A 21,833-nucleotide genomic window follows, 5' to 3' on the forward strand; every position below is an offset into this window, starting at 1 on the left:
CCCGATGGGGGCGATCGGCGAGACCGATGGGCGGTTCATCGGCGGGCCCGATGGCCCACCCGCCTACGCCCCCCTCTTCCCCTCCCCCTCACCCGCAAGCGCCACCGCCGCCTTCCACACGAGCAACTGCCCGTCGTCCACGGGCTTCATCTCCCCCTGGAACATCAGCCAGTACCCGTCGTCGGCCTTCGGCTGGGTCGCGAACACGTAGGTCTCGCCGTCCGCCAGCCGCCGAGCGGACTCCCGGTCCGGCGCGAACGGCACCAGCACCGTGCCCCGCACGTCCCCGCGCAGCACCGAGACCACGCCGACCCGGTAGACGTCCGTCGTCCAGGACTCGTCCACCCGCCGCTCCACGAACTCCACGACGCGCCCGGTGAAGACGTTCTCGGCGTGCGAGGCGGTGTCCGCCGGGCTGGTGGCGTCGTACACCCGCAGGACACAGCCCGACCGAACCTGTCCTTCCAGGTACTGGTAGCCGGACCAGCCACCCAGCGACAACGTCCCGGCGACGACGGCGCCGGCGGTGAGGACCTTCGCCTTCCTGGTCGTGTTCATCCCGGACTACCGCGGCGCCATCGGAAGCGTCAGCGCCTTCTTCCACGCGGTCAGTTGCGTGGCGTCCACGGGCTTCATCTCGCCCTTGAACATCTGCGCGTGACCGTTCTCGATGACGCTGTCCTCCCAGGTCTGGGTCGCGAAGACGTACGTCTCGCCGTCCTCCAGCCGAGTCCTTGGCTCCTCGTCCGGCGCGTACGTGACACGTACGGTGCCCCGCATGTCCCCGCGCAGCACCGAGACCACCTCCACCCGGTAGATGTCCGAGGTCCAGCTCTGAAGGTCTCGTTGCTCCTCGAACGCCGCCACGCGCCCGGTGAAGACGTCGTCGGAGTGCGGCGCCGCACCTTCCGGGGTGTAAGCGTCATAGCCCCGCAGGACCTCGCCGGCCCCGACCTGTTCCTCCAGATGCCGGTAGCCGAACCAACCGCCCAGCACCAGCGCCCCGGCGACCACCGCGCCCACCACCAGAGCCGTCGTCTTCCTGTTCATGATCATCCCCACAGTGCGTGATACGCCTTGATGTCATCCGACGTCGGGCCGTTGATGCGCTTCCCCTCGATGAGGTCGTACTCCGCCCACATCACCGAGGGGTACTGCCCGTAGCCGTACGCCTTGTGGCAGAACCCGAGCGCGTGACCCAGTTCGTGGGCGGCGACCCGCCTGCGGTGCTCGTCCTTCCCGAGCGCCTTCCGGTCGTCCAGGTACGCCCGGTTCATCCACAGGATGTCCGTACCGGAATTCGGGTCCCACTTGCCGTAGACGTTGTCCCACTCCGTCCCGGTCCGGCTGGTGTCCCGCCACTCCAGGTCTGCGTAGGACGTCGCCCCGTCGGGCTTGATCTTCACCTGCTTGAGCGTGCCCGCCGTCCAGACCTTGATCGCATGCTTGCGCGCGTCGTCGAACTTCGACTCGTCGTCCCACGCGATCTCACCGCCGTCCACGGAGGACCGACCACGGGAGTCGACCGCTCCCCCCTCGCACATGTGCGGGGCCGCGACCGAAGCCGCCGGGACCGGCGCCGGGACCGCCAACAGGACGACAGCCGCCGCAGCGGCCGCCAGGGCTAAGTCATCCATCCTCATAGTCACCGGACGATAGCGTTCCGTGACAACTCCATGAGGTCACACGGTCCCGGACAAGGGCCCCACACCACCGCGCCGCCCGCCGCGCTCCCCTCTCACCTCCCCCGCGCGCCGGTCCACTCCCCCGGATCACAACCGATCAGCCGCCGCGCTTGCGACCGGCAGATCACGGGCACGCGCCGCTCTGGCCGTGCCGACTACCCGGCCGGAGCGTGGCAGAGACATCCGCACACGAGATACCGGACTCCCTGTACGCCGCTGTCGCGCGGTACGTGGTCACGGCAGCGGTCGTGGCGGCCGACGGTGCAGCGCGGCGACCTGTACTCCGGCTCGGGCGCGGCCGCGAGGGCGCGGGTCAGCAGGGACACGGTCACCGCGTCGGCGATCTCCGGTGTCACCCACCAGCCGTCGCCCGCCCGGTCGCGGTGGGGACCGTCGTGCCCCACGACGAGCACGCAGACCGAGCCGCCCCACACCGGCCGCACCACCTCGGCGACGTCGAACACGGACCGCCTCGCCCCGCAGCGACTCATCGGGCGCTCCCGGCATGGATGTTCCGGTGATCGACGTCCACCCCGACCGTCGCCAGCCACAACGCCCGCCGGCGCCGCCGCTGCACGGCCCGCGCCGAGTCCGCTGCCAGGTAGGGGCGCTCCAGCGGTGACCGGGCGCCGTCGAGAAGCGCCGTCTGTTCGACGGCGTAGGGCGATCGCCGGGCGGGGGCGCGGTGGCGCCGCGCGGGGGTCGGGGCGGCCGGGCGGCGGTGGCTGACCGGGCGGGGGCGGTGCCGACCGGTGGCCGGCAGGGTCAGCAGCCCGAGCAGTACGGGGATCAGCACCCTGCCCAGTACGCGCGCGATAGGGTTCCGCACGTCATCAACTCCGTTGGTAGTTGGTGGCCACGCCCCGGGGCCGTTCCAGCGGTCGCCGGGGTCTTGCGTTCCTTCTCAACGTAGTGCGTGCTACACAGTGATGCATCACTGTGTAGCTAGACCCATCCGAACGTGTCTTTGTATGACTATCTAGCGTTGACCTATGAGCCTTGACCCACAGTCGGCACGCCCGCTGTACATGCAGCTGGCCGACGTCATCGCAGCGAAGATCGCCACCGGGGAGTTCGCCCCCGACCGGATGATCCCCACCCCCGCCCGCCTCGCCGAGGAGTACGGCATCGCCGTGCTGACCGCCCGCCGGGCCATGCGTGAGCTCCGTGAGCGCGGGCTGATCATCACCGTGCCCGGCAAGGGCTCCTACGTCACTCCCGGGTAGCGCATCCACCGTCCCGGGCGGCGGTGCCGCGCGCCAGGACCTTCTTCCAGGGCGACACCCCGCATACCCGAGGGCGGCGTCGTCGTGTGAGGGCTCCACACCCTCAGAGATAGGTCACCTGGAGGATGTATCCGCACTCGTGTCGCGGGACGAGAAGGAAGACGAACATCCCGCCGGGAACACGCACGTGTTCACTCTTGGGGTTCTCCCCCTGGAACAGGGTGCCGTCGAGGTAGAGGGCTTCCGCAGCTCTGACCAGCTCATCGGCCCTCTTCTCCACCATCGCGACGAGGGCAGGTGGGGCGCCTCCGATGACATGCTCCTCGCTGGGGTCGTACTCCCACCTCCAACTCACCCGCCTACCGCCTTGTGCGCGGCACGGATGATGTCCCCTGCCGTTCGTACGTACCGGCGGCTCTCCTCCGGGTCCTCGGCGATCTGGGCCAAGTACTCGGCGCGACGCAGTTCGCGGGCGGTGTCGGGGAATCGCTCGATCTCGATGACGGCGGCCCACTGGATCAGGAACATGCGCAGGGGGCTGATGCCGCTCTGTTCGATGGCCTCTGTCACAGCCGCGCGCTGGCTGGCGTCCATCTCGGCCAGCCGCTCGGGAGCGACGACCGCGAGGGCTGCCCGCAGAGCGGCGGGAGTCTGTTCGGGGCGGGGGATGAGTTCTCCCGTGTGGTCAGGCTGTGTCGTCACCATGTCCTCCAAAGGGTGCCCCGGCCAGCGTATCCAGCCGGAGCGTTGCCCGTGCCGACCGCACAGACCGCGAATCGCCACGCGCGGAGCCGCGCTGGTGTGATGCCCCCGGCCCGCCGGGGAAGAGTCCCTCATGGACCAGGAACTGGCACGACAGTGGCTCGGCACCGCCCTGGCCGAGGCCCGCGCCGGGCTCGCCGAAGGCGGGGTCCCGATCGGGGCCGCGCTCTACGGGGCCGACGGCGCGCTCCTCGGGCGGGGGCGCAATCGGCGTGTGCAGGACGGGGACCCGTCGACGCACGCCGAGACCGCCGCCTTCCGGGCCGCCGGGCGGCAGCGCTCGTACCGGGGGACGACCATGGTCACGACCCTGTCGCCGTGCTGGTACTGCTCCGGCCTCGTCCGGCAGTTCGGGATCTCGCGGGTCGTCGTCGGCGAGGCGGAGACCTTCCACGGCGGGCACGACTGGCTGGCGACGCACGGGGTCGAGGTGATCGTGCTCGACGATCCCGTATGCGTGGCCCTCATGCGGGACTTCATCGCCGCGCACCCCGCGCTCTGGCACGAGGACATCGGGGAAGAGCCCTAGAGGGCGTCACGACCCGCCCCGCCGAGAGTGAACATCCTTGGATCCAGGTCGTGTTGCGTGAAAGCTGGGAGGACCAATCCCGGATCCCGGAGGCCTCCATGAGCGCCGAGCACACGAACACCCTGTACGAGGCCGTGGGCGGCGCCGACGCGCTGCGCCGGCTCTCCGAGACGTTCTACGAGGGGGTCCTGGCCGACCCCCTCCTCGCACCCGTCTTCGCCGACTTCACCGCCACCCATGTGGAGCACGTGGCCGTATGGCTGGCGGAGGTCTTCTCGGGACCCGCCGGGTTCACGGCGGAGCACGGCGGGCACCAGGCCCTGCTCCGCGCCCATCTCGGGCTCGGCATCACGGAGGAACAGCGGCTGCGCTGGATGGAGTTGATGACGGCGGCCGTGGAGAAGGAGCTGCCGGACGACGCCCTGCTGCGGCGCCGGGTGGTGGAGTACTTCGACTGGGGCACGCGGATCGCCAAGGACGTCTCGGCCTCGGCCCCGGGTACGGACCTCGGCGACCCCGGCCCCACCCCGCGCTGGGGCTGGGACGGCCTCGCCTGATGTGCTCGCCCCCGTGATGGCGCGTACTCCGCCGGGCACATCCCTGACGAAGACCCCTGGCAGGCCCTCACCGCAACCTCGCAAAGGATGACGTGATCCCAACACCCTGTCGATATCCTGGACTTGATGATGTGACGGGGCGCATCTCGTGGGGTAGCAGGGGGAAGCAGGGGGGTGGCGGGTGGACAGGGAGCTCTACGGCCGCGAGGCGGTCCTGCACGACGGCGGTCTGGTCGCACGGCTCAGCGGGCTCACCCGGCACGGAGCCGCGCGGGTCGCGTACGAGCACGGCGACGATCCGCCCGTCACGGTCTTCACCGGCGGGCGCGGCATGGGCAAGACCGCCCTGCTCAAGGAGGTCCGCAACCGCTACAAGGGATACACGCCGCTCGCCCTGCTCGACTGCGCGCACGTCGAGCCGCCCGCCGACCACGGCCCCGGCTGGAGCGAGGTCACCGGGGCGCTCACCGAGCTCGCCGTACAGCTGTCGCCGAAGGTGCTCGCCGCGAAGCCCGTGCAGTTCCCGAGGCTCTCGCTCGGGCTCGTGGCCGTCGCCTCGCTCGGCTGGTCCCAGGAGGACGACGAGCGCGCCAGGACCGACCTCCTCCAGCTCGGGCCGCTGCTCGCGACCGTCGACGCGACGAAGGGCGCCGCGGGGAACTGGGTCTCCAAGGTCCTGTCCAAGCTGGCCGCGAACTTCGCCGAGGCCACCGTGCCGATGGCCGGGCTGCTCGCCGAGGCGACCGTCGAGACCGTCCTCGAAGAGGTCTTCGGCCGTTTCCAGCGCGCCTCCGAGAACTGGTACGGCACCTACCGCAACGCCGGCGGCCGGGGCAAGGCCGGTCTCCGGCAGCTCGCGATCGACTTCGAGCAGGGCGGCCGGCGCCGCCGCGAGGCCGAGGACTTCCTCGTCGGCGCGCTCACCGAGGACCTGCTCCACGCCTATACGGGGCTCCGGCGCGGCACCCGGATCGGCAGGCCCCTCCTGCTCCTCGACAACGCCCACGAGCCGCTCGGCCGCCGGCTCGTCGAACCGATCCTGCGCGCCCGCGCCGACGGCCGCCGCGACCGGGTCGTCGTCCTCGCCACCTCCCGGGTCCGCGAGCACGAGGGGCTGCGGCACGCCATCAGGACCCGGCTGCCGGAGACCTCGCACCGGGCGCCCTGCCCACGCGGGACGAGCGTCGGCTCCGGCATCCTCGCCGTCGAGCTCACCCCGCTCTCCCCCGCCCAGACGCGCACCGCCTTCGACCACCACGACCCGGCCGGCCGCACCCCCGCCGACCTCGCTCGCGCCGTCCACCGGCTGACCGGCGGCCGGCCGCTCGCCGTGGCCCTCCTGGGCCGGGCCGCGGGCGAGGCCCCGGCGGCGCTCCGGGCCGGGCTCACACCGGGCGGGCTCCTCGACCTGACGGTGGAACTGCGCGAGGACGCCCCGCCGGTGCCCGTCGCCCCCACCCTCCTCGCCGAGCTGCTCCCGGTGCGGCGGCCCGGCCCGTACGCGGTGCTCGCCGCCACCCACGACGAGGAGTCCGCCCGGGTCCTCGCCCACGCCCGGCTCCAGGGCGAGTCCCTCGACGGGGACGTGGCGCTGCGCGTCCGCGACCAGCTGCGCGCCGAGGACTGGCAGGAAGGTCCGCGCCACTTCGTCGCCGACCCGCTCCTGCGCGCGCTCCTCCTGCACCGGCTCCGCTTCGAGGACGAGGACCACCCGCGCTACACGGCCTGGCGGGCGGTCCACGAGACCCTCCACCGGCACTACGGGCCCGAGCCCGGCCCGTACCGGCTCCACCACGACCTCGCCCTCGGCCGCACCGAGGAGGCCGTCACCCATCTGCGGATCACCTTCCCGGAACAGGACGTCCTCGGCTGGCTCGGGCGGCTTCGGTTCGTCGCCGCCGCCCCCTACCCGCGCGAGCGGAACCGGCCGGGCCCCGACCCGCGCCGGGCGATCGCCCTGGGCCAGGAGCCCTTCGGCGAACCGGCCTTCTCCGGGTTCGACGCCGACAGCATCGAACTCCACCTGTCCGTACGGCGTCTGCTGCACGCCGTATGGCTGCTCACCGATCCGCTCGCACTGCCCGACGACGAGGTCGCCGACCGGCTCGCGCACGAGCTGCGCAGGCTCTCCGGCCGACATCTGACGGGCAGCGGTTCGCTCTGGGACGCGGCCACCCACTGGCCGCGCGACATCCGCGCCTGGCGGGAGCTCTCGCTGCCGCCGGGCCGCGAGGACGGAGTCTGACGCCATGCCCGACCGTCTGACCGACCGGCTGCGCCGCCGCGTCCGCACCCCCCGCCAGAAGCTCGTCGCCGCGCTGCTCGGCTCCGCCCTCGTCATCGGCCTGGGCGGCTACGGGATCGTCCGGCTCACCACCCCGGAGGACCGTTCCTGCGCGGCGGGCGTCGAACGCCCCGAGGGCAGCTCCGAGTGCGTCGGCGTCAACGGCGACGGCCACGCCTTCGGCATACCCGAACTCGCCGAGGTCGCCGGGGCCATCGGCCGCGAGAACGCCACGCTCAAGCCCGGCGAGTACGCGACCGTCGCCGTGCTCCTGCCGCTCACCTCCCCCGACGGAGGCATGCGCACCAAGGTGCTGCACGAGGTGCAGGGCGCCTACGCCTACCAGTACCGCGCCAACCACGAGTCCAACAGCCAGACCCCGAAGATCCGGCTCGTCCTCGCCAACACCGGCCGCGGCAACGCCCACTGGCAGGCCACCACCCGGCAGCTCGCGTCGATGACGGGCGCCCCCGACCGGCTGCGGGTCGTCTCCGGCGTCGCCACCTCCTCGACCGAGATGCGGGAGGCCGTGACCGCCCTCACCAAGGACGGGATCGCCGTCGTCGGCACCACCATCACCGCCGACGACATCGCCAACGGCCCCGGCGCGGGCAACAACCGCTACCCCGGCCTCGCCCGCGTCTCCCCCACCAACACCGACGAGGCCAGGGCCCTCGCCCACTTCGGCCGTGTGAACGCCGCCAAGGCGCTCCTCGTCCAGGACACCCGCAGCGGCGACCACTACACGGACACCCTCAAGTCGGCCTTCGCCGCCTCCCTCAAGGGCGCGCCGTACGAGCCGCAGCTCTTCACCTCGCCCCCCGACCCGACCGACGAGGGCACCACCGCGAACACCTTCCGCCAGATCACCCACCTCATCTGCGACACCCGCGCCGAGACCGTCTTCTTCGCGGGCCGCCACACCCAGCTGCGCCAGTTCATCAACGCGCTGGGCGCCCGCGGCTGCACCGAGCGCGCCTTCACGGTCCTGACCGGGGACGAGGGCTCGTACCTGGGCGCCGACAAGAAGCTCGACCGGGACGCGCTCCGGGCGAAGCTGACCGTCCGCTACGCCGCGCTCGCCCACCCCGACGCCTGGAAGCCGGCGCCCGGCCGGCAGGTCCCGGCGACGGGCGGCTCCGTGGTGGCGTACACGACCTTCGAGACGGACGTCGCCCGCGCCTCGAAGAAGCCGGTGCCGCTCGCCGACGGGCAGGCCATCGTCGCGTACGACGCGATGGCGACGGCGGTCCACGCGATCCGCCAGGCGACCCCGCAGGGCTCCCAGCACCCGGAGCTCTCGGACGTGGTCACCCAGTGGCCGCAGGTGAAGGGCTCTCTGCGGGTGCAGGGCGCGAGCGGCTGGATCTGCCTGGACAACTACGGCAACCCGTACAACAAGGCGGTCCCGATCGTGGAGCTGGCCCTGGACGGCTCCCAGCGCTTCGTCCAGATCGCCTGGCCGGAGGGCCACGCCCCGACACCGGCCTGCCTGCCGCCGAAGCGGGGGTGAGCCCGGGGCTGGTGGGCGCGAGCTGGTGAGCCCGGGCCGCGGGGCGGGCCGTCTCCCTGTCCCTACGGCTCCCACCTGGGCCAGGGCGCCTCGTCCCGCTCGTACAGCTCCCGCAGGTGGCGCCAGCGCTCGGGCGACCACGCGGCCCAGTCCGAGGGCTGCCCCGCGAGGCTCGCCGCCAGCCGTTCGAAGTGGTCGTGCCAGCCCGCCAGGCAGTCCAGCCGGTACTCCCGCGTCCCGCGGAACTCGTTGGTGAAACGCAGCACGGTCGACCCGGCGCCGCCGGACCCCGGCTCCAGATGGAACCGGATCCGGCCGTGCGTCGGATCGACCGTGTACTCGGCGATGTACTCGGGGTCCCAGGCGGTCACCCGCCCCGAGACCTCCGTCTCGCTGTTGAGCCAGCGGAGGGTGACCCGGCCGCCGAGCCGGGGTTCCAGCGGGTCCGCCGCGCACAGCCAGCCCGGCAGGCCCTCGGCGGTGGCGACGGCCTCCCAGACCTCCGCCGGCGGGTGCGGGAGCTCCATGACGTACCGCAGCAGGTGCGTGTCGCCGCCGTGGGTCTCGCACTTGCCCCGGGGTATCTCGCTCATACCTCCAGCGTGGCCCCGAGGCCCCCCACCCGCTACTCCACGCCCGCGTAGGAGTGCTTGCTGGTGACGAAGATGTTGACGCCGTAGTAGTTGAAGAGGAAGCAGCCGAAGGCGATGAGCGCGATGTACGCGGCCTTCCGGCCCTTCCAGCCGGCCGTGGCGCGCGCGTGCAGGTACGCCGCGTAGCCGACCCAGGTGATGAAGGACCAGACCTCCTTGGCGTCCCAGCCCCAGTAGCGGCCCCAGGCGTCGCCGGCCCAGATGGCGCCCGCGATGATCGTGAAGGTCCAGAGCGGGAAGACGGCCGCGTTGACCCGGTACGAGAACTTGTCGAGCGAGGCCGCCGAGGGCAGCCGCTCCAGGACGGAGCGGGCGAAGGCGCTCGGGGTGCCGCCGCTCGCGAGCTTGCTCTCGTACGAGTCGCGGAAGAGGTACAGCGCGGTGGCGACGGCCGCGAGGTAGAAGACGGCGCCGCAGAAGATCGCGGTCGAGACGTGGATCCACAGCCAGTACGAGTCGAGCGCCGGCACCAGCTGGTCGCTGGGGGTCTTCAGCCAGGTGGTGGCCAGGCCCAGGTCGAGCAGGACCGTCGTGACCAGCGGGAGGCCGATCCAGCGCACGTTCTTCTTGGCGAGGAGGAAGGCGAGGTACGTGCCGACCGCCACCGTCGAGAAGGTGGTGGAGAACTCGTACATGTTGCCCCAGGGGGCGCGCTGCACGGCGAGGGCCCGGCTGACCACGCCCGCCGCCTCGACGGCGAAGGCCAGCACGGTGAGCGAGACGGCGATGCGGCCGTAGAGGTCGCCCTTGACCGTGCCGCCGGCCGCGCCGGGGCCGTCCGGGACGTCCCGGGTGCCGGCCGCGGAGCGCGTGACGATCTTCGGCTTGTCGAGGACGGCGGTGGAGCCGGCCTGCTTGACCTGGACGGTCACGGCGGAGGTCGGGCCCGCGGCCCGCTGCGTGAGGGCGGCGGCGGTGCGGCCGACCTTGCTGCGGCTGCCGAGGACCCACTCGGCGATGTGCGCGAAGAAGGCCAGGGTGTAGACGGCCATGGAGGAGTAGATGAGCAGGTCGCTCATCTTCGCCAGGCTCTCGTTGGTCGTGGCGGCGAGGATCACTTGTCGGCCTCTCCAGAAGGGGCAGGGTCTTCTGCGGGTTCTTCCGCGGGTTCCGGTACGGCTTCCGGATCGGCTTCGGGATCGGCTTCGGGCGCTTCCGAATCGGCTTCGGGGTCGACTTCCGGATCGGCTTCGGGTGCTTCCGGCGCCGGGGCCGCGGGCGGTGCCTGCGCGGTGAGCGTGACCGCGAGGTCGGCCAGCTCCTCCGGGAGCCTGGCGGACTCGCTCCGGCCGAGGCCGGCCATCTCGACGACGGTCACGCCGTCCTCACCCCGTACGGCCCGGACCCAGACCCGGCGCCGCTGGATGAAGAGCGAACCGGTCAGGCCGGCGATCGCCGCGACCGCGCCCGCGAGGGCGAGGCCGTTGCCCGGCTGCTGCGAGATCTGGAAACTGGCCCACTCCTTGACGTCCTTCTCGAAGGTGATCGAGCCGGCTCCGTCGGGGAGCGTCATCGTCTCGCCGGGCAGCATGCGCTGGGCGAGCTTGTTGCCGGATTTGTCCGTGAACTGGGTCATCTTGGACTTGTTGAGCTGGTACACGTTCTGCGGCAGACCGGAGTTCACGCGCAGGTCGCCGTGGTAGCCGGTGAGCGCCATGACCGGGAAGTCGAGCGCCGGGAACTGCGAGAACATCGTGCCCTGCCCGGCGCCCGCGAAGGTCGGCACGAAGAAGGCCTGGAAGCCCAGCTGCTCCTTCTTGCCGTTCTTGTCGCGGTAGCCGTCCATCACCTTGATCGCGCCGGTCGAGGTGATGTTGTTGTCGATCGGCAGGAGCGGTACGGCGCCGTGGAAGACGACCTTGCCGCGGCCGTCCTTGACGGTGACGACGGGCGCGTAGCCGTGGGCGATCAGATAGACCTTGGACTCGCCGACCTTGAGCGGTTCGTTGACGCGGATGACCGCCTTCTTCTCCGCGCCGCCGTCCTGGGAGTACGTGACGGCCGCCTCGAAGGTGCGCGGGGTGCCGCGCTGCGGGCCGTTCTTCTCGTACGTGCCGTCGAAGGACTTCAGGGTGAAGGTGAACGGCTCCAGCTCCTCGGTGCCGAACTGGGAGCCGGACTTGAAGTCGTCGTACTGGGTGAGCGTGTTGGAGAAGCCGTCGCCCTCGACGATCAGCTTGCCGCCCTCGGACTTGAAGAGCTGGCCCCAGGCGAAGGCGACGAGGATCACGATCAGGGCGACGTGGAAGAGGAGGTTCCCGGCCTCGCGCAGATAGCCCTTCTCGGCGGCGATCGCGTCGCCGGCGGTGTGGGCGCGGAAGCGGCGGCCCTTGAGGAGGCCGAGCGCGGCCTCCCGGACCTGCTCGGGCTCGGCCTCGGTGCGCCAGGTGGTGTACGCGGGGAGCCGGGTCAGCCGGCGGGGGGCGCCCGGCGGGCGGCTGCGGAGCTGGCCGACGAACTGCCAGGTCCGCGGCACGATGCAGCCGATGAGGGAGACGAACAGCAGGATGTAGATCGCGGAGAACCACACCGAGCTGTAGACGTCGAAGAACTGGAGCTTCTCGTAGATCGGCGTGAGGGTGGTGTGGGCTTCCTTGAAGGCCTGCACCTTGAGCTCGTCCGCGCTGGTCTGCGGGATGAGGGAGCCGGGGACGGCGCCGAGGGAGAGCAGGAAGAGCAGGATCAGCGCGACCCGCATGGAGGTCAGCTGCCGCCAGAACCAGCGGATCCAGCCGACGACTCCGAGGACGGGTCCGCCGATGGCGGTCTCGCCGCGGTCCTCGAGGGGGGCGGTGGAGAGCTGCGCGCCGGCCGCTTCGTCGGCCTTGCGCTCGGTCTCCGTCGTATCGGTCTTGCTCATGGAACTCAGATCCCCACCGTGAAACCGCTGGACCAGCCCTGCATCGTGGCGACCATGCTGTCCCACGCGCCCGTGAGGAGCAGGACGCCGGTGACGATCATCATGCCGCCGCCGATCCGCATCACCCACACGTAGTGCTTCTTGACCCACCCGAACGCGCCGAGCGCCTTGCGGAAGGCGATGGCGGCGAGCACGAACGGTACGCCGAGGCCGAGGCAGTACGCGAAGGCGAGTACGGCGCCGCGTCCCGCGCTGGCCTGCTCCAGGGCGAGGGCGTTGACCGAGGCGAGCGTCGGGCCGATGCACGGGGTCCAGCCGATGCCGAAGAGCGCGCCGAGCAGCGGGGCGCCGACCAGTCCGGCGACGGGCTTCTTGTGGAAGCGGAACTCGCGCTGGGTGAACCAGGGCATCAGACCGACGAAGAAGACGCCCATGAGGATCATGAGCACGCCGAGGACGGTGGTGAGCGTCCCGCGGTACTCCTGGAGGGTCGATCCGAAGTAGCCGAAGAGCGCGCCGCCGGAGACGAACACGGCGGTGAAGCCGAGGACGAAGAGGACGGCGCCCGCGGTCATCCGGCCGCGGCGGCTCTCGGCGAGGTCGGTGCCGGTGACCCCCGTGACGTACGAGAGGTAGCCGGGGACGAGCGGGAGCACGCACGGCGAGAAGAAGGAGACCAGGCCGCCGAGGACCGCGATGGGCAGGGCGAGCAGCAGGGCTCCGCTGGTGACCGTCTCGTTCACGGGCTCACTTCTCCTTGAGGAGGGGCTCGATCATCGACCGGAGCTTCTTCTCGTCGAGCGCCATGAGGGAGCGGGCGGCGATCTTGCCCTCCTTGTCGAGGACGACGGTGGAGGGGATGCCCTGCAGGCTGAGGGTGCCCTTGGGGAAGCCGAAGAGGATCAGCTTGCCCTGCTGGTCGTAGAGGCTCGGGTAGGGCACCCCGTACTCCTCTTCGAAGGCGATCGCCTGCTGCTTGTTGGGGTCGCGGGTGTTGAGCCCGACGAACTCGACGCCCTGGCCCTTGAGGTCCTTGGCGACCTTCGCGAAGTAGGGGGCCTCGGCGCGGCAGGGGCCGCACCAGGAGCCCCAGGCGTTCAGGACGACGACCTTGCCCTTGAGGTCGGCGACGTCGAGGTGCTTGCCGTCGAGGGTCTCGCCCGCCAGCTTCCCCGTGCTCGCCCGCTCGCCCTTGGCGGCGGTGGAGATACCGCCCGTGTTGGTCACGAAGTTGGTGTTGCCACCACCGCCGGACTTGCCGTTGCTGTCGCCGCCGCAGGCCGAGAGCGTGAGGGCGGCGGACAGCACTCCGACGGCGAGCAGGGTGCGTCGAGGGGCACGGCTAAGGCTCATGTGAAAAGTTTCGCATGCGCGTTTGGGGGATCTTGGGCACCCCCCTACGTGCCCGTAAAGCCCCTTGTCAAGATCGCCTAAGCGGCCTTGAGGAACGTATTCCACCCATCGGTGGGCTTCTGCCCCACTTCCAGCGAGCGGAGCTTGGCGAGGATCTTCGGGTCCTGCACGTCGAGCCAGTCCGCGAACTGCCTGAAGGAGACGAGCCGGACGTCCTTCTTCCCGGCCATTCCCTTGAGCGCGTCCTCGACGGCGTCCATGTAGATGCCGCCGTTCCACTGCTCGAAGTGGTTGCCGATGTAGAAGGGTGCGCGGTTCGACTCGTAGGCGCGGCTGAAGCCGCCGAGGAGGGCGTCGGTGGCCTGCTTGCGCCAGCCCGGATAGCGGGAGGGCATGCCCTTCGTCGTGTTCTTCGACTGGTTGGCGAGCATGTTGTAGTCCATGGAGAGGACTTCGAAGGAGTGCCCGGGGAAGGGCACGGCCTGGAGCGGCAGGTCCCAGATGCCCTGGCGCTTGACGGGCCAGGTCTGCCGGCCGCCGGGCGAGCTGGCGTCGTAGCGCCAGCCGAGCCGCTTGGCGGTGGGGAGCAGGTTGTCCTGGCCGAGGAGGCAGGGGGTGCGGCCGCCGACGAGCTCCTTGGAGTAGTCGAAGGGCAGCGGATCGAGGTCGGTCCAGCCGCTGTTGGTCTTCCACTCGGTGACGAACTTCATCGCCTGGTCGATCTCGCTCTGCCACTGGGCCGGGGTCCAGTTGCCGACGGAGCCTGAGCCGCCGCAGAAGTGTCCGTTGAAGTGGGTGCCGATCTCGTGGCCTTCGAGCCAGGCCTGCCGGACGTACTTCAGCGTGTCCTTGATGTGGTCGTCGGTGAGGTAGCCGATGTCCGAGGCGCCGACGCGGTTGTTCGGCGGGCGGTAGAGGTTCTTCTTCGACTCGGGGAGGAGGTAGACCCCGGAGAGGAAGAAGGTCATCGCCGCGTCGTGGTTCTTGGCGAGTTCGAGGAAGCGGGGGAAGAGGCCGTTGCCGACCTCTCCGGCGCCGTCCCAGGAGAAGATCACGAACTGGGGCGGGGTCTGACCGGGTTCGAGGGGTACGGGGGTGTCGGGCTGGTGCGGCTGCTTCCCGGTGTCGGCGGTGGAACCGTCACCGATGAGCTTGGCGTCGTCCTTGGTCGGAGCGGGTGTGGTCGGCTCCGCCGAGACGTCGCCCCCCTTACCCGGTCCGGAACGTCCCGGCTTGTCCTGGTTGTTGCCGCCGCAGCCGGCGATTCCCATCGCCGCGGCCGCGCCAACGCCCGCCCCGAGGAGCCCCCTTCGGCTGATCCCACTGATCCCGCGCATGACATCCCCATTCGCGCTGACGTATGACCTGAACGTCATCCAAACCGACAATGAGTGAGATGCAGGGAGGAACACGGAGGTTCCGGGAAATAGCACAAAAATTTCAGGGCGACCGGATGGCATGTACACCACCCGACCGCCCTGACGATGGACCTCTTCACGCCCGCTGTCCAGTGGGGGCGCGCCCTGAGGTCTTGGAGCTGCCGCGTCCTGAGGTCCCGGAGGTCGCCGAGGTCCCTGAGGTCCTGAGGTCCCCGAGGTCCCGGGCTGTCGCGTCCTGAGGTCCCCGGGTCCCTGAGGTCCCCGCGGCTACGCCCCGAAGGCCTTCGACTTCCCCTTCACCGGCTTCGCCCCGGCGAGGAGATGCGCCGGGACCAGGTCCCGGGCAGGCTCGCTGTACCCGACCGAGACGATCCGGTCGCCCTGGTACGTGAACGAGGTCAGCGAGGCCAGCGTGCACTGCCGCCGCCGCGGGTCGTGCCACAGCCGCCGCTTCTCCACGAAGCTGCGGACGATCCAGATCGGCAGCTGGTGGCTGACGCAGACCGCCTCGTGCCCGCGGGCCGCGTCCTTCGCCGCGTCCAGCGCGCCCATCATCCGGACGACCTGCTCGACGTACGGCTCGCCCCACGACGGCTGGAACGGGTTGGTGAGGTGCTTCCAGTTCCCCGGCTTGCGCAGGGCCCCGTCACCGACACCGAAGGTCTTGCCCTCGAAGACGTTCGCCGCCTCGATGAGCCGCCCGTCGCCGGCCAGGTCCAGGCCGTGCGTCTTGGCGATCGGCAACGCCGTCTCCTGCGCCCGCTCCAGCGGGGAGGCGACCACGTACGTGACGTCCCGGCCGGCCAGGTGCTCGGCGACCCGGTCCGCCATCTGACGGCCGAGCTCGGAGAGGTGGTAGCCGGCGCGGCGGCCGTAGAGGATCCCGTCCGGGTTGTGGACCTCGCCGTGGCGCATCAGGTGGACGACGGTGACGTCCTGGTCGGACGTGACGTCCCGGTCGGGCGTGTCGCGCTCGCTCATGCCGTGGCCTCCGCGGCGGCGCGGGCGGCGGCGGGCAGCGCGGCGGCGATCCGCTCGATCGCCCGCTCGTCGTGGGCGGCCGACACGAACCAGGACTCGAAGGCGGACGGCGGCAGGTAGACCCCGTCGGCCAGCATCGAGTGGAAGAAGGCGTTGAAGCGGAAGGCCTCCTGCTTCTTCGCCTCGTCGTAGTTCCGCACCTCGTCGGCCGTGAAGAAGACCGAGAACATGTTGGAGGCGGTCTGCAGCCGGTGCGCGACACCCTCCTTCGCGAGGGCGCCGGTGACGAGCCCCTGGATCTCCTTCGACACCGCGTTCACCTTCGCGTACGCGGCCTCGTCGAGCAGCCGCAGCTGCGCGAGCCCGGCGGCGGTGGCGATCGGGTTACCGGAGAGCGTGCCCGCCTGGTAGACCGGCCCGGCCGGGGCCAGGTGTCCCATGACGTCGGCGCGGCCACCGAAGGCGGCGGCCGGGAAGCCACCGCCCATGACCTTGCCGAAGGTCAGCAGGTCGGGCCGGACGCCGTCGACGCCGTACCAGCCGGCCCGCGAGGTGCGGAAACCGGTCATCACCTCGTCGGAGATGTACAGCGCGCCGTTCTCCCGGCACAGGTCGGCGAGCCCCTGGTTGAAGCCCTCCGCCGGCGGCACGACACCCATGTTGCCGGGCGAGGCCTCGGTGATCACACAGGCGATCTCACCCGGGTGCGCGGCGAAGGCGGCCCGTACCGCGTCCAGGTCGTTGTACGGCAGCACGACGGTGTCCCCGGCCTGGGCACCGGTCACGCCGGGCGTGTCCGGGAGACCGAGCGTGGCGACACCGGAACCGGCCGCGGCGAGCAGCGCGTCCACGTGACCGTGGTAGCAGCCGGCGAACTTGACGACCTTCGCGCGCCCGGTGAACCCGCGGGCGAGCCGGATCGCGGACATCGTGGCCTCCGTACCGGAGGAGACGAGCCGGACCTGCTCGACCGGCTCCACACGCGCGACGATCTCCTCGGCGAGGGCGACCTCGCCCTCGCCCGGCGTACCGAAGGACGTACCGCGGGCCACCGCGGCCTGCACCGCGGCGGTGACCTCGGGGTGCGCGTGGCCGAGAATCATCGGCCCCCACGAGCAGACCAGGTCGACGTACTCACGACCGTCCGCGTCGGTGAGGTACGGACCGGTACCGGAGACCATGAACCGGGGCGTTCCGCCCACGGCTCGGAAGGCACGCACCGGTGAGTTCACGCCGCCGGGCGTCACGAGGGACGCGCGGTCGAAAAGCGTCTGTGAGACTGGGGCTTCGTATGAATACGGCACTGTGATCCTGACCTGCGAGTACGGCTGCGAGTACGGCTTCGAGTACGGAGGAGTTACGACTTCGGGTACGGAGAAACGGTATGGGCACCCGGTGACGACGCCGGGGCGGCTGTCCGCCGCGTCTGCGAAACTGGGGCGTCATAGGGATGGCTCACGGAATCCATGGTGTCAGAGGCCACGGCGTTCTTGCGGACAGGTGTTTCACCGTACGAACGTGGGGGAGGTCACTGACACGATGATCGGGTTGCGCGGCGGGGTCGTGTTGCCGAGAAAAAGCAGTCGGGTGGAGATATGCATCGCGGTGGCGGACCGGGCGAGGGGACGGACGATCTGGGTCCGGAGTCTGCCCGGCGGGGGAGGCACCGGCGCCGGCGGGCGGACGGGGCGGCTCCGGGCGCGCCCGGCACTCCGGGAGGCCCGGGCACCCCAGGCATCCCAGGCTCGTCGGGCTCCTTGGGCTCCTCGGGAGAAGCGGCGCCCGGAAGCGGGAGTGGCCGGTTGGGCGTGACGTACAAGTACTTCGGCGCGCCCGACGGCGCCACGGCGGCCCGCGTCCCGATCTCGATGCGCCCGGAGGAGCTCGGCGGAGACGAGCTCGGCATGGGCGGCATGTTCACCAAGATCAAGCCGGAGACCATAGCGGCGATGGTCCTGACGGGCATCGAGGGCATGCCCCTGCACAAGGTGCCCCCGCTGGAGCTGGTGGTGCTGCACCCGGACTACGCGGTCGTGAAGCTCCCGATGACGGTGGTCGACCCGCTGCGCGCGCTCGGCGAGGAGTCGGTCGGCGCCGCCGCCTTCATCTGGTCCACGGTCCCCGACCGCGGCGGCCCGCGCGACGCCTTCGACGTCTACCAGCTGCTCCACGAGTGGCAGGACTTCTCGGTCCGTCTCCACGAGGCGGGGCACCAGCCGTACTGTCTGGTCTGGCCGTAGGGGACCGGGACTCCCGCCCTCCCACCACTCCCCCGTCCCTCACGCCGCTCACTCTGCTCCCGCTACTACCGTCCCTCACGCCGCTCACGCCGCTCCCTCTGTTCCTGCTGTTCCCGCTGTTCCCGGTGCTGCTCGGCGAGCTCGCGGGCGGAGGCGAGCCGGTACGGCACGTCGATGACGACGACGTTCTTCATGAACAGCAGCCGGGTCTTGAGGCGCAGGGCGCTCTGGTTGTGCAGCGGCTGCTCCCACCAGTGCCCCACCACGTACTCGGGGATGACCACCGTGACCACCGAGTCCGGCGTTCGCTCGGGCGCCTCCCGGACGTGCCGCAGGATCGGCTGGACGAGTGAGCGGTACGGGGAGCTGAGCACCCGCAGGGGTACGTCGATGCGGTGGGCCTCCCAGGTCGCGCGGAGCACCTCCGCCTCCGCCGGGTCCTCGGCGACGGTGACGGCCGTGAGGGAGGCGGGTCGCAGGGTCTTCGCGTAGGACAGGGCGCGCAGGCTGGGCGCGTTGACCGAGGCGACCAGGACGAGGACGTGGTTCGCGACGAAGGCGTGGGGCCGTTCGCCGACCGCGACCGCGACCTCGGCGGCGACGGTGTCGTAGTGCCGCCGCACCCCCTTCATCCCGGCGAAGAGCACCGGCATCGCGATGACGACGAGCCAGGCGCCGTGCGTGAACTTGGTGATCAGGACGATGACGAGGACGACCGCGGTCAGACAGGCGCCGAAGGCGTTGATCGCGAGACGGCGCAGGATGCTGTGCCGGTCGGCGGCCCCGCCGGGGGTGCCCGGTGTGGCGGGCCTGGCGAGTTCTCGCCGCCAGTGCTTGACCATGCCGGCCTGGGAAAGGGTGAAGGAGACGAAGACGCCGATGATGTAGAGCTGGATCAGGCGGGTCAGCTCCGCGTCGAAGGCGACGATGAGGGCGATGGCGGCGAGCGAGAGGAGGACGATGCCGTTGGAGTGGACGAGCCGGTCCCCGCGGTGGAAGAGCTGGCGGGGCGCGTAGCGGTCGCGTCCGAGGACCGAGGCGAGCATCGGGAAGCCGTTGAAGGCGGTGTTGGCCGCCAGGATCAGGACGCCCGCGGTGACGGCCTGGAGCGCGTAGAAGAGGACGTGCCAGTCACCGAAGGTCGCCCGGCCGATCTGGGCGAGCGCCGTGGACATCGGGGTGCCGGGGGCGAGCCCGAGCTCGGTGGGGTCCTCGGCGACATGGACCTCGTAGACCATGGCGAGCACGGTGATCCCGAAGAACATGGTCACCGAGAGCCCGCCCATGATCGCCAGCGTCATGGCCGCGTTGCGGCTCTTCGGCTTGGCGAAGGCCGGGACGCCGTTGCTGACGGCCTCGACACCGGTCAGCGCGGTACAGCCGGAGGCGAAGGCGCGCAGGGCGAGGAAGACGAGCGCGAGCCCCGAGTAGGTCGAGACCGCGTTGACGGGCAGGTCGGCGGACTCGGCGCGGATCGTCGCTCCGGTCGCCATGCGCACGGCGGCCACGGCGAACATGACGTAGATGACGGCGACGAAGGCGTACGTGGGCATCGCGAACCAGCGCCCCGACTCGCGCACCCCGCGCAGGTTCAGCCAGGCCAGCACCACCACGAAACCCACCGACATGGCCACGGCGTGCCCGTCGAGCGAGGGGACGGCCGAGGTGATGGCGGCGACCCCGGAGACGACGGAGACGGCGACGGTCATCACGTAGTCGATGAGCAGGGCGGAGGCGGCGGTGAGCGCGGCGGTCTGTCCGAGGTTCTCGGCGGAGACGACATAGGCCCCGCCGCCGCCCGGGTAGGCGTAGCAGGTCTGCCGGTAGGACGCCACGACGACCAGCAGCAGGACGACGATGCCGACCGCCGCGTACCAGGTCAGATGGAGCACGGCGAGGCCGCCGAGGGCGAGGATCAGCAGGATCTCCTCGGTCGCGTAGGCGACGGAGGAGAGCGGGTCGCTGCAGAAGATCGGCAGTGCGAGCTTCTTCGGCAGCAGGGTGTCACCGAGCCGTCCGCTGTCCAACGGACGTCCTACGAGCAGGCGTTTCGCCGCACTTCCAGCTCTCATAAGTGCTGAAGTTAGGACGAATGGTATGTAATGCGCGGAAGACGCGCCCTGCGGGAGCCCCCTACGAGGAAGGACGTCACGCGTGAGCGGAGTACGAAGCGGAGCACGGATGGCCGGCGAACCCATGCAGATCGGCGAGGTCGCCGCACGGACGGAACTGTCCCTGCGCACGATCCGCCAGTACGAGGACAACGGCCTGGTGGTGCCGTCCGCGGCCTCCCCCGGCGGATTCCCGCTCTACACGGACGCGGACGTGTCCCGGCTCATGGTGGTCCGCCGGATGAAGCCGCTCGGCTTCACCCTCGACGAGACCCGGGAGCTGCTCACGGCCGTGGACCGGCTGACCGAGGACCGCCCGGGCACGGAGACGGAGCTCGCCCCGGAGGACCGCGCCGCGCTCGTGACCCGCGTCCGCCGCTACGAGCAGGCGGCCGCGGAGCGGGTCACCGAACTGCGGACCCAGCTCGCCCGCGCGGAGGAGTTCGCCACCTCCCTCCGCACCCGGCTGTCCGCCACCCCGGCCTGATCCGGGCGGGGCCAGGGCCGTCGGCAAGGGTCGGACGACACCGGCAGCACGACAACGGTCGGACCGCACCCGATCGGACGGCACCGGCCGCAGGGCACCTGTCTGACGGCACCTGTCCGACGGCACCGGTCAGGCGGCCAGCGACTCCGCCAGGTCGCGGAAGAAGCGCGCGTAGGCGGCGGGACTGGGCGGGGTCTCGGGGTTCCACGGGGCGAGGCGGGTGCCGGGCGGGGTCTCGTACGGCGGGACGGCGTGGAACCGGTTGTCGAAGAGGATCAGATCGGGGCGGAGCTCGGCGGCGCGGCCCCAGTCGGCGGTGAGCCAGTTGGCGCCGGGCCCCGGGCCGGGGTCCAGCAGCCGGACGCCGAGCGCCGCGAGCCGCGCCAGCTCGGGCCAGGCCTGCGGACGGGCCAGATGGACCTGGTCGGGACCGGCCCCGGAGAGCGCGAGGACGGCGAGCCCGGTCCGGGCGGCGACACTCCGCAGGACGGCCTCGGCCTCCAGGAGCTCGGCCGGGCCGTCCGACTCCGCGGGGCGCCGCGGCCCGGCCGCGGCCGCTGTCGCCGTGGCTGCTGTGGCTACTGTGGCCGCTGTGGCCACTGTGGCCGTCGCGTCCAGGAGTGAGGCGCTCAGCGCGCCGAAGCGGTCGAGGATCGCCGGGAGCGTGAGCTCGTTGCCGACGGAGAGCGCGACGAGCGGCACCCCGAGCCGTTCGGCGACCGCCTCGTCCAGCGCGTACGGGCTCTTCCCGTCGTACGTGACGTCGACGATCACGTCCGGCCGCAGCTCCCGCAGGAGCCCCTCGTCCAGGGCCCGGCCGGAGCCGAGGTACGGCACCCCGGCCGCCTCGACGCCGCCCGCCTTGGCCGGGTCGAGCACCGCGCCGTCGTGCCCGGAGCCGTAGACGGCGACCGGTGTCACCCCCAGGTCCAGCAGCGCCGCCCCGGCCCGCACGTACGCGACGACGCGCTCCGGCACACGGACCGCCCCCAGTTCCGTACCCCTGTCGTCCGTGAATCCCCATGCCTGTGCTCCGGACATGCGGCTGCTCCCTCCCCGGCCGAATCTGCCTCTTCCGCCACCTTGGAGCGGTTCCCCGGCCCGCACAAGAGGGCCTGCGGCGGCTCCCGGCCGGCCGTCGCCGCGCGGCCGGGACTTTGGTCCCGGACCCCCTGCCGAAAGTCCCCCACGTTGGTGTTAACTGAACGGGTCG

Annotated in this window: 24 protein-coding genes; 7 read left to right on the top strand and 17 right to left on the bottom strand. The window is 71.2% G+C overall.

Going from position 1 to position 21,833, the window contains the following annotated elements; translation table 11 throughout:
* Positions 1-63: 63 nt before the first annotated feature.
* The 5 genes from OG361_RS17285 to OG361_RS17305 all read right to left on the bottom strand — a co-directional run bounded on the left by OG361_RS17285 (position 64) and on the right by OG361_RS17305 (position 2,514).
* The gene (locus OG361_RS17285) at positions 64-558 is read right to left on the bottom strand and encodes a hypothetical protein (protein WP_405854537.1); all 495 of its coding nucleotides are present in this window, start codon (positions 556-558) and stop codon (positions 64-66) included.
* A gap of 6 nt (positions 559-564) precedes the next feature.
* Entirely contained in the window at positions 565-1,050 is a 486-nt protein-coding gene (locus OG361_RS17290) for a hypothetical protein (protein ID WP_405854539.1), read from the bottom strand.
* 2 nt (positions 1,051-1,052) lie between these two features.
* The gene (locus OG361_RS17295) at positions 1,053-1,637 is read right to left on the bottom strand and encodes a matrixin family metalloprotease (protein ID WP_405854541.1); all 585 of its coding nucleotides are present in this window, start codon (positions 1,635-1,637) and stop codon (positions 1,053-1,055) included.
* Positions 1,638-1,840: 203 nt separating this feature from the next.
* Positions 1,841-2,149, bottom strand: a complete 309-nt coding sequence (locus tag OG361_RS17300; protein WP_405854543.1) for a hypothetical protein — start codon at positions 2,147-2,149, stop codon at positions 1,841-1,843.
* 23 nt (positions 2,150-2,172) lie between these two features.
* A complete protein-coding gene (locus tag OG361_RS17305) occupies positions 2,173-2,514 on the bottom strand; it encodes a hypothetical protein (protein ID WP_405854545.1) in 342 nt (113 codons plus the stop codon).
* Positions 2,515-2,677: 163 nt separating this feature from the next.
* On the opposite strand from OG361_RS17305, the gene OG361_RS17310 reads away from it, so the two are divergent.
* Complete coding sequence (locus OG361_RS17310) at positions 2,678-2,911, top strand: GntR family transcriptional regulator (RefSeq protein WP_405854547.1); 234 nt, start codon at positions 2,678-2,680, stop codon at positions 2,909-2,911.
* 103 nt (positions 2,912-3,014) lie between these two features.
* Here OG361_RS17310 and OG361_RS17315 read toward each other — a convergent pair whose 3' ends face one another.
* Both OG361_RS17315 and OG361_RS17320 read right to left on the bottom strand, forming a co-directional pair.
* The gene (locus tag OG361_RS17315) at positions 3,015-3,266 is read right to left on the bottom strand and encodes a hypothetical protein (protein WP_405854549.1); all 252 of its coding nucleotides are present in this window, start codon (positions 3,264-3,266) and stop codon (positions 3,015-3,017) included.
* Positions 3,263-3,616, bottom strand: coding sequence for a hypothetical protein (locus OG361_RS17320; RefSeq protein WP_405854551.1), 354 nt, complete (start codon positions 3,614-3,616; stop codon positions 3,263-3,265). Before OG361_RS17320 ends, OG361_RS17315 begins: the two co-directional genes overlap by 4 nt.
* Before the next feature lie 130 nt (positions 3,617-3,746).
* On the opposite strand from OG361_RS17320, the gene OG361_RS17325 reads away from it, so the two are divergent.
* The 4 genes from OG361_RS17325 to OG361_RS17340 all read left to right on the top strand — a co-directional run bounded on the left by OG361_RS17325 (position 3,747) and on the right by OG361_RS17340 (position 8,556).
* The gene (locus OG361_RS17325) at positions 3,747-4,202 is read left to right on the top strand and encodes a nucleoside deaminase (protein ID WP_405854553.1); all 456 of its coding nucleotides are present in this window, start codon (positions 3,747-3,749) and stop codon (positions 4,200-4,202) included.
* A 98-nt stretch (positions 4,203-4,300) separates the two neighbouring features.
* Complete coding sequence (locus tag OG361_RS17330; RefSeq protein WP_024757993.1) at positions 4,301-4,759, top strand: group II truncated hemoglobin; 459 nt, start codon at positions 4,301-4,303, stop codon at positions 4,757-4,759.
* A 181-nt stretch (positions 4,760-4,940) separates the two neighbouring features.
* Positions 4,941-7,004, top strand: a complete 2,064-nt coding sequence (locus OG361_RS17335; RefSeq protein WP_405854555.1) for a hypothetical protein — start codon at positions 4,941-4,943, stop codon at positions 7,002-7,004.
* Between the two features lie 4 nt (positions 7,005-7,008).
* Complete coding sequence (locus OG361_RS17340) at positions 7,009-8,556, top strand: ABC transporter substrate-binding protein (protein WP_405854557.1); 1,548 nt, start codon at positions 7,009-7,011, stop codon at positions 8,554-8,556.
* A 62-nt stretch (positions 8,557-8,618) separates the two neighbouring features.
* Here the strand turns inward: OG361_RS17340 and OG361_RS17345 are convergent, their stop codons facing one another.
* From OG361_RS17345 to hemL, 8 genes are all read right to left on the bottom strand, one after another.
* The gene (locus OG361_RS17345) at positions 8,619-9,149 is read right to left on the bottom strand and encodes an SRPBCC domain-containing protein (RefSeq protein WP_405854559.1); all 531 of its coding nucleotides are present in this window, start codon (positions 9,147-9,149) and stop codon (positions 8,619-8,621) included.
* A gap of 32 nt (positions 9,150-9,181) precedes the next feature.
* Complete coding sequence (gene ccsB, locus OG361_RS17350) at positions 9,182-10,267, bottom strand: c-type cytochrome biogenesis protein CcsB (protein ID WP_405854561.1); 1,086 nt, start codon at positions 10,265-10,267, stop codon at positions 9,182-9,184.
* Positions 10,264-12,069, bottom strand: a complete 1,806-nt coding sequence (locus tag OG361_RS17355; RefSeq protein ID WP_405854563.1) for a cytochrome c biogenesis protein ResB — start codon at positions 12,067-12,069, stop codon at positions 10,264-10,266. Before OG361_RS17355 ends, ccsB begins: the two co-directional genes overlap by 4 nt.
* 5 nt (positions 12,070-12,074) lie before the next feature.
* Positions 12,075-12,812: a cytochrome c biogenesis CcdA family protein gene (locus tag OG361_RS17360; protein ID WP_405854565.1), complete on the bottom strand. Its 738-nt coding sequence runs from the start codon at positions 12,810-12,812 to the stop codon at positions 12,075-12,077.
* 4 nt (positions 12,813-12,816) lie between these two features.
* Entirely contained in the window at positions 12,817-13,422 is a 606-nt protein-coding gene (locus OG361_RS17365; protein WP_405854567.1) for a TlpA family protein disulfide reductase, read from the bottom strand.
* A gap of 77 nt (positions 13,423-13,499) precedes the next feature.
* Positions 13,500-14,759 carry a hypothetical protein gene (locus tag OG361_RS17370; RefSeq protein WP_405854569.1) on the bottom strand — a complete coding sequence of 420 codons (1,260 nt, stop codon included), beginning with the start codon at positions 14,757-14,759 and terminating at the stop codon, positions 13,500-13,502.
* A 309-nt stretch (positions 14,760-15,068) separates the two neighbouring features.
* Entirely contained in the window at positions 15,069-15,782 is a 714-nt protein-coding gene (locus OG361_RS17375) for a histidine phosphatase family protein (protein WP_405854571.1), read from the bottom strand.
* Entirely contained in the window at positions 15,779-17,086 is a 1,308-nt protein-coding gene (gene hemL, locus OG361_RS17380; protein ID WP_405854573.1) for a glutamate-1-semialdehyde 2,1-aminomutase, read from the bottom strand. The genes OG361_RS17375 and hemL overlap by 4 nt, the downstream gene beginning before the upstream one ends.
* Before the next feature lie 291 nt (positions 17,087-17,377).
* Here hemL and OG361_RS17385 point away from each other — a divergent pair, with 291 nt between their 5' ends.
* Complete coding sequence (locus OG361_RS17385) at positions 17,378-18,022, top strand: hypothetical protein (protein WP_405854575.1); 645 nt, start codon at positions 17,378-17,380, stop codon at positions 18,020-18,022.
* A 65-nt stretch (positions 18,023-18,087) separates the two neighbouring features.
* Here OG361_RS17385 and OG361_RS17390 read toward each other — a convergent pair whose 3' ends face one another.
* A complete protein-coding gene (locus OG361_RS17390; RefSeq protein WP_405854577.1) occupies positions 18,088-20,094 on the bottom strand; it encodes an APC family permease in 2,007 nt (668 codons plus the stop codon).
* Positions 20,095-20,203: 109 nt separating this feature from the next.
* On the opposite strand from OG361_RS17390, the gene OG361_RS17395 reads away from it, so the two are divergent.
* Complete coding sequence (locus OG361_RS17395; protein ID WP_405862303.1) at positions 20,204-20,620, top strand: MerR family transcriptional regulator; 417 nt, start codon at positions 20,204-20,206, stop codon at positions 20,618-20,620.
* 129 nt (positions 20,621-20,749) lie between these two features.
* Here the strand turns inward: OG361_RS17395 and OG361_RS17400 are convergent, their stop codons facing one another.
* A complete protein-coding gene (locus OG361_RS17400; RefSeq protein WP_405854579.1) occupies positions 20,750-21,661 on the bottom strand; it encodes an ABC transporter substrate-binding protein in 912 nt (303 codons plus the stop codon).
* Between the last annotated feature and the right edge of the window lie 172 nt (positions 21,662-21,833).

The organism is Streptomyces sp. NBC_00090, assembly GCF_045160815.1.
Classification (GTDB): Bacteria; Actinomycetota; Actinomycetes; order Streptomycetales; family Streptomycetaceae; genus Streptomyces.

Coding starts and splice junctions, on each gene's coding strand:
- OG361_RS17395 (WP_405862303.1), top strand. CDS start 20,204: ATGGCCGGCGAACCCATGCAGATCGGCGAGGTCGCCGCACGGACGGAA.
- OG361_RS17320 (WP_405854551.1), bottom strand. CDS start 3,616: ATGGTGACGACACAGCCTGACCACACGGGAGAACTCATCCCCCGCCCC.
- OG361_RS17285 (WP_405854537.1), bottom strand. CDS start 558: ATGAACACGACCAGGAAGGCGAAGGTCCTCACCGCCGGCGCCGTCGTC.
- OG361_RS17325 (WP_405854553.1), top strand. CDS start 3,747: ATGGACCAGGAACTGGCACGACAGTGGCTCGGCACCGCCCTGGCCGAG.
- OG361_RS17290 (WP_405854539.1), bottom strand. CDS start 1,050: ATGAACAGGAAGACGACGGCTCTGGTGGTGGGCGCGGTGGTCGCCGGG.
- OG361_RS17390 (WP_405854577.1), bottom strand. CDS start 20,094: ATGAGAGCTGGAAGTGCGGCGAAACGCCTGCTCGTAGGACGTCCGTTG.
- OG361_RS17375 (WP_405854571.1), bottom strand. CDS start 15,782: ATGAGCGAGCGCGACACGCCCGACCGGGACGTCACGTCCGACCAGGAC.
- OG361_RS17355 (WP_405854563.1), bottom strand. CDS start 12,069: ATGAGCAAGACCGATACGACGGAGACCGAGCGCAAGGCCGACGAAGCG.
- OG361_RS17365 (WP_405854567.1), bottom strand. CDS start 13,422: ATGAGCCTTAGCCGTGCCCCTCGACGCACCCTGCTCGCCGTCGGAGTG.
- OG361_RS17385 (WP_405854575.1), top strand. CDS start 17,378: ATGCATCGCGGTGGCGGACCGGGCGAGGGGACGGACGATCTGGGTCCG.
- OG361_RS17340 (WP_405854557.1), top strand. CDS start 7,009: ATGCCCGACCGTCTGACCGACCGGCTGCGCCGCCGCGTCCGCACCCCC.
- OG361_RS17330 (WP_024757993.1), top strand. CDS start 4,301: ATGAGCGCCGAGCACACGAACACCCTGTACGAGGCCGTGGGCGGCGCC.
- OG361_RS17310 (WP_405854547.1), top strand. CDS start 2,678: ATGAGCCTTGACCCACAGTCGGCACGCCCGCTGTACATGCAGCTGGCC.
- OG361_RS17295 (WP_405854541.1), bottom strand. CDS start 1,637: ATGGATGACTTAGCCCTGGCGGCCGCTGCGGCGGCTGTCGTCCTGTTG.
- OG361_RS17400 (WP_405854579.1), bottom strand. CDS start 21,661: ATGTCCGGAGCACAGGCATGGGGATTCACGGACGACAGGGGTACGGAA.
- OG361_RS17370 (WP_405854569.1), bottom strand. CDS start 14,759: ATGCGCGGGATCAGTGGGATCAGCCGAAGGGGGCTCCTCGGGGCGGGC.
- OG361_RS17345 (WP_405854559.1), bottom strand. CDS start 9,149: ATGAGCGAGATACCCCGGGGCAAGTGCGAGACCCACGGCGGCGACACG.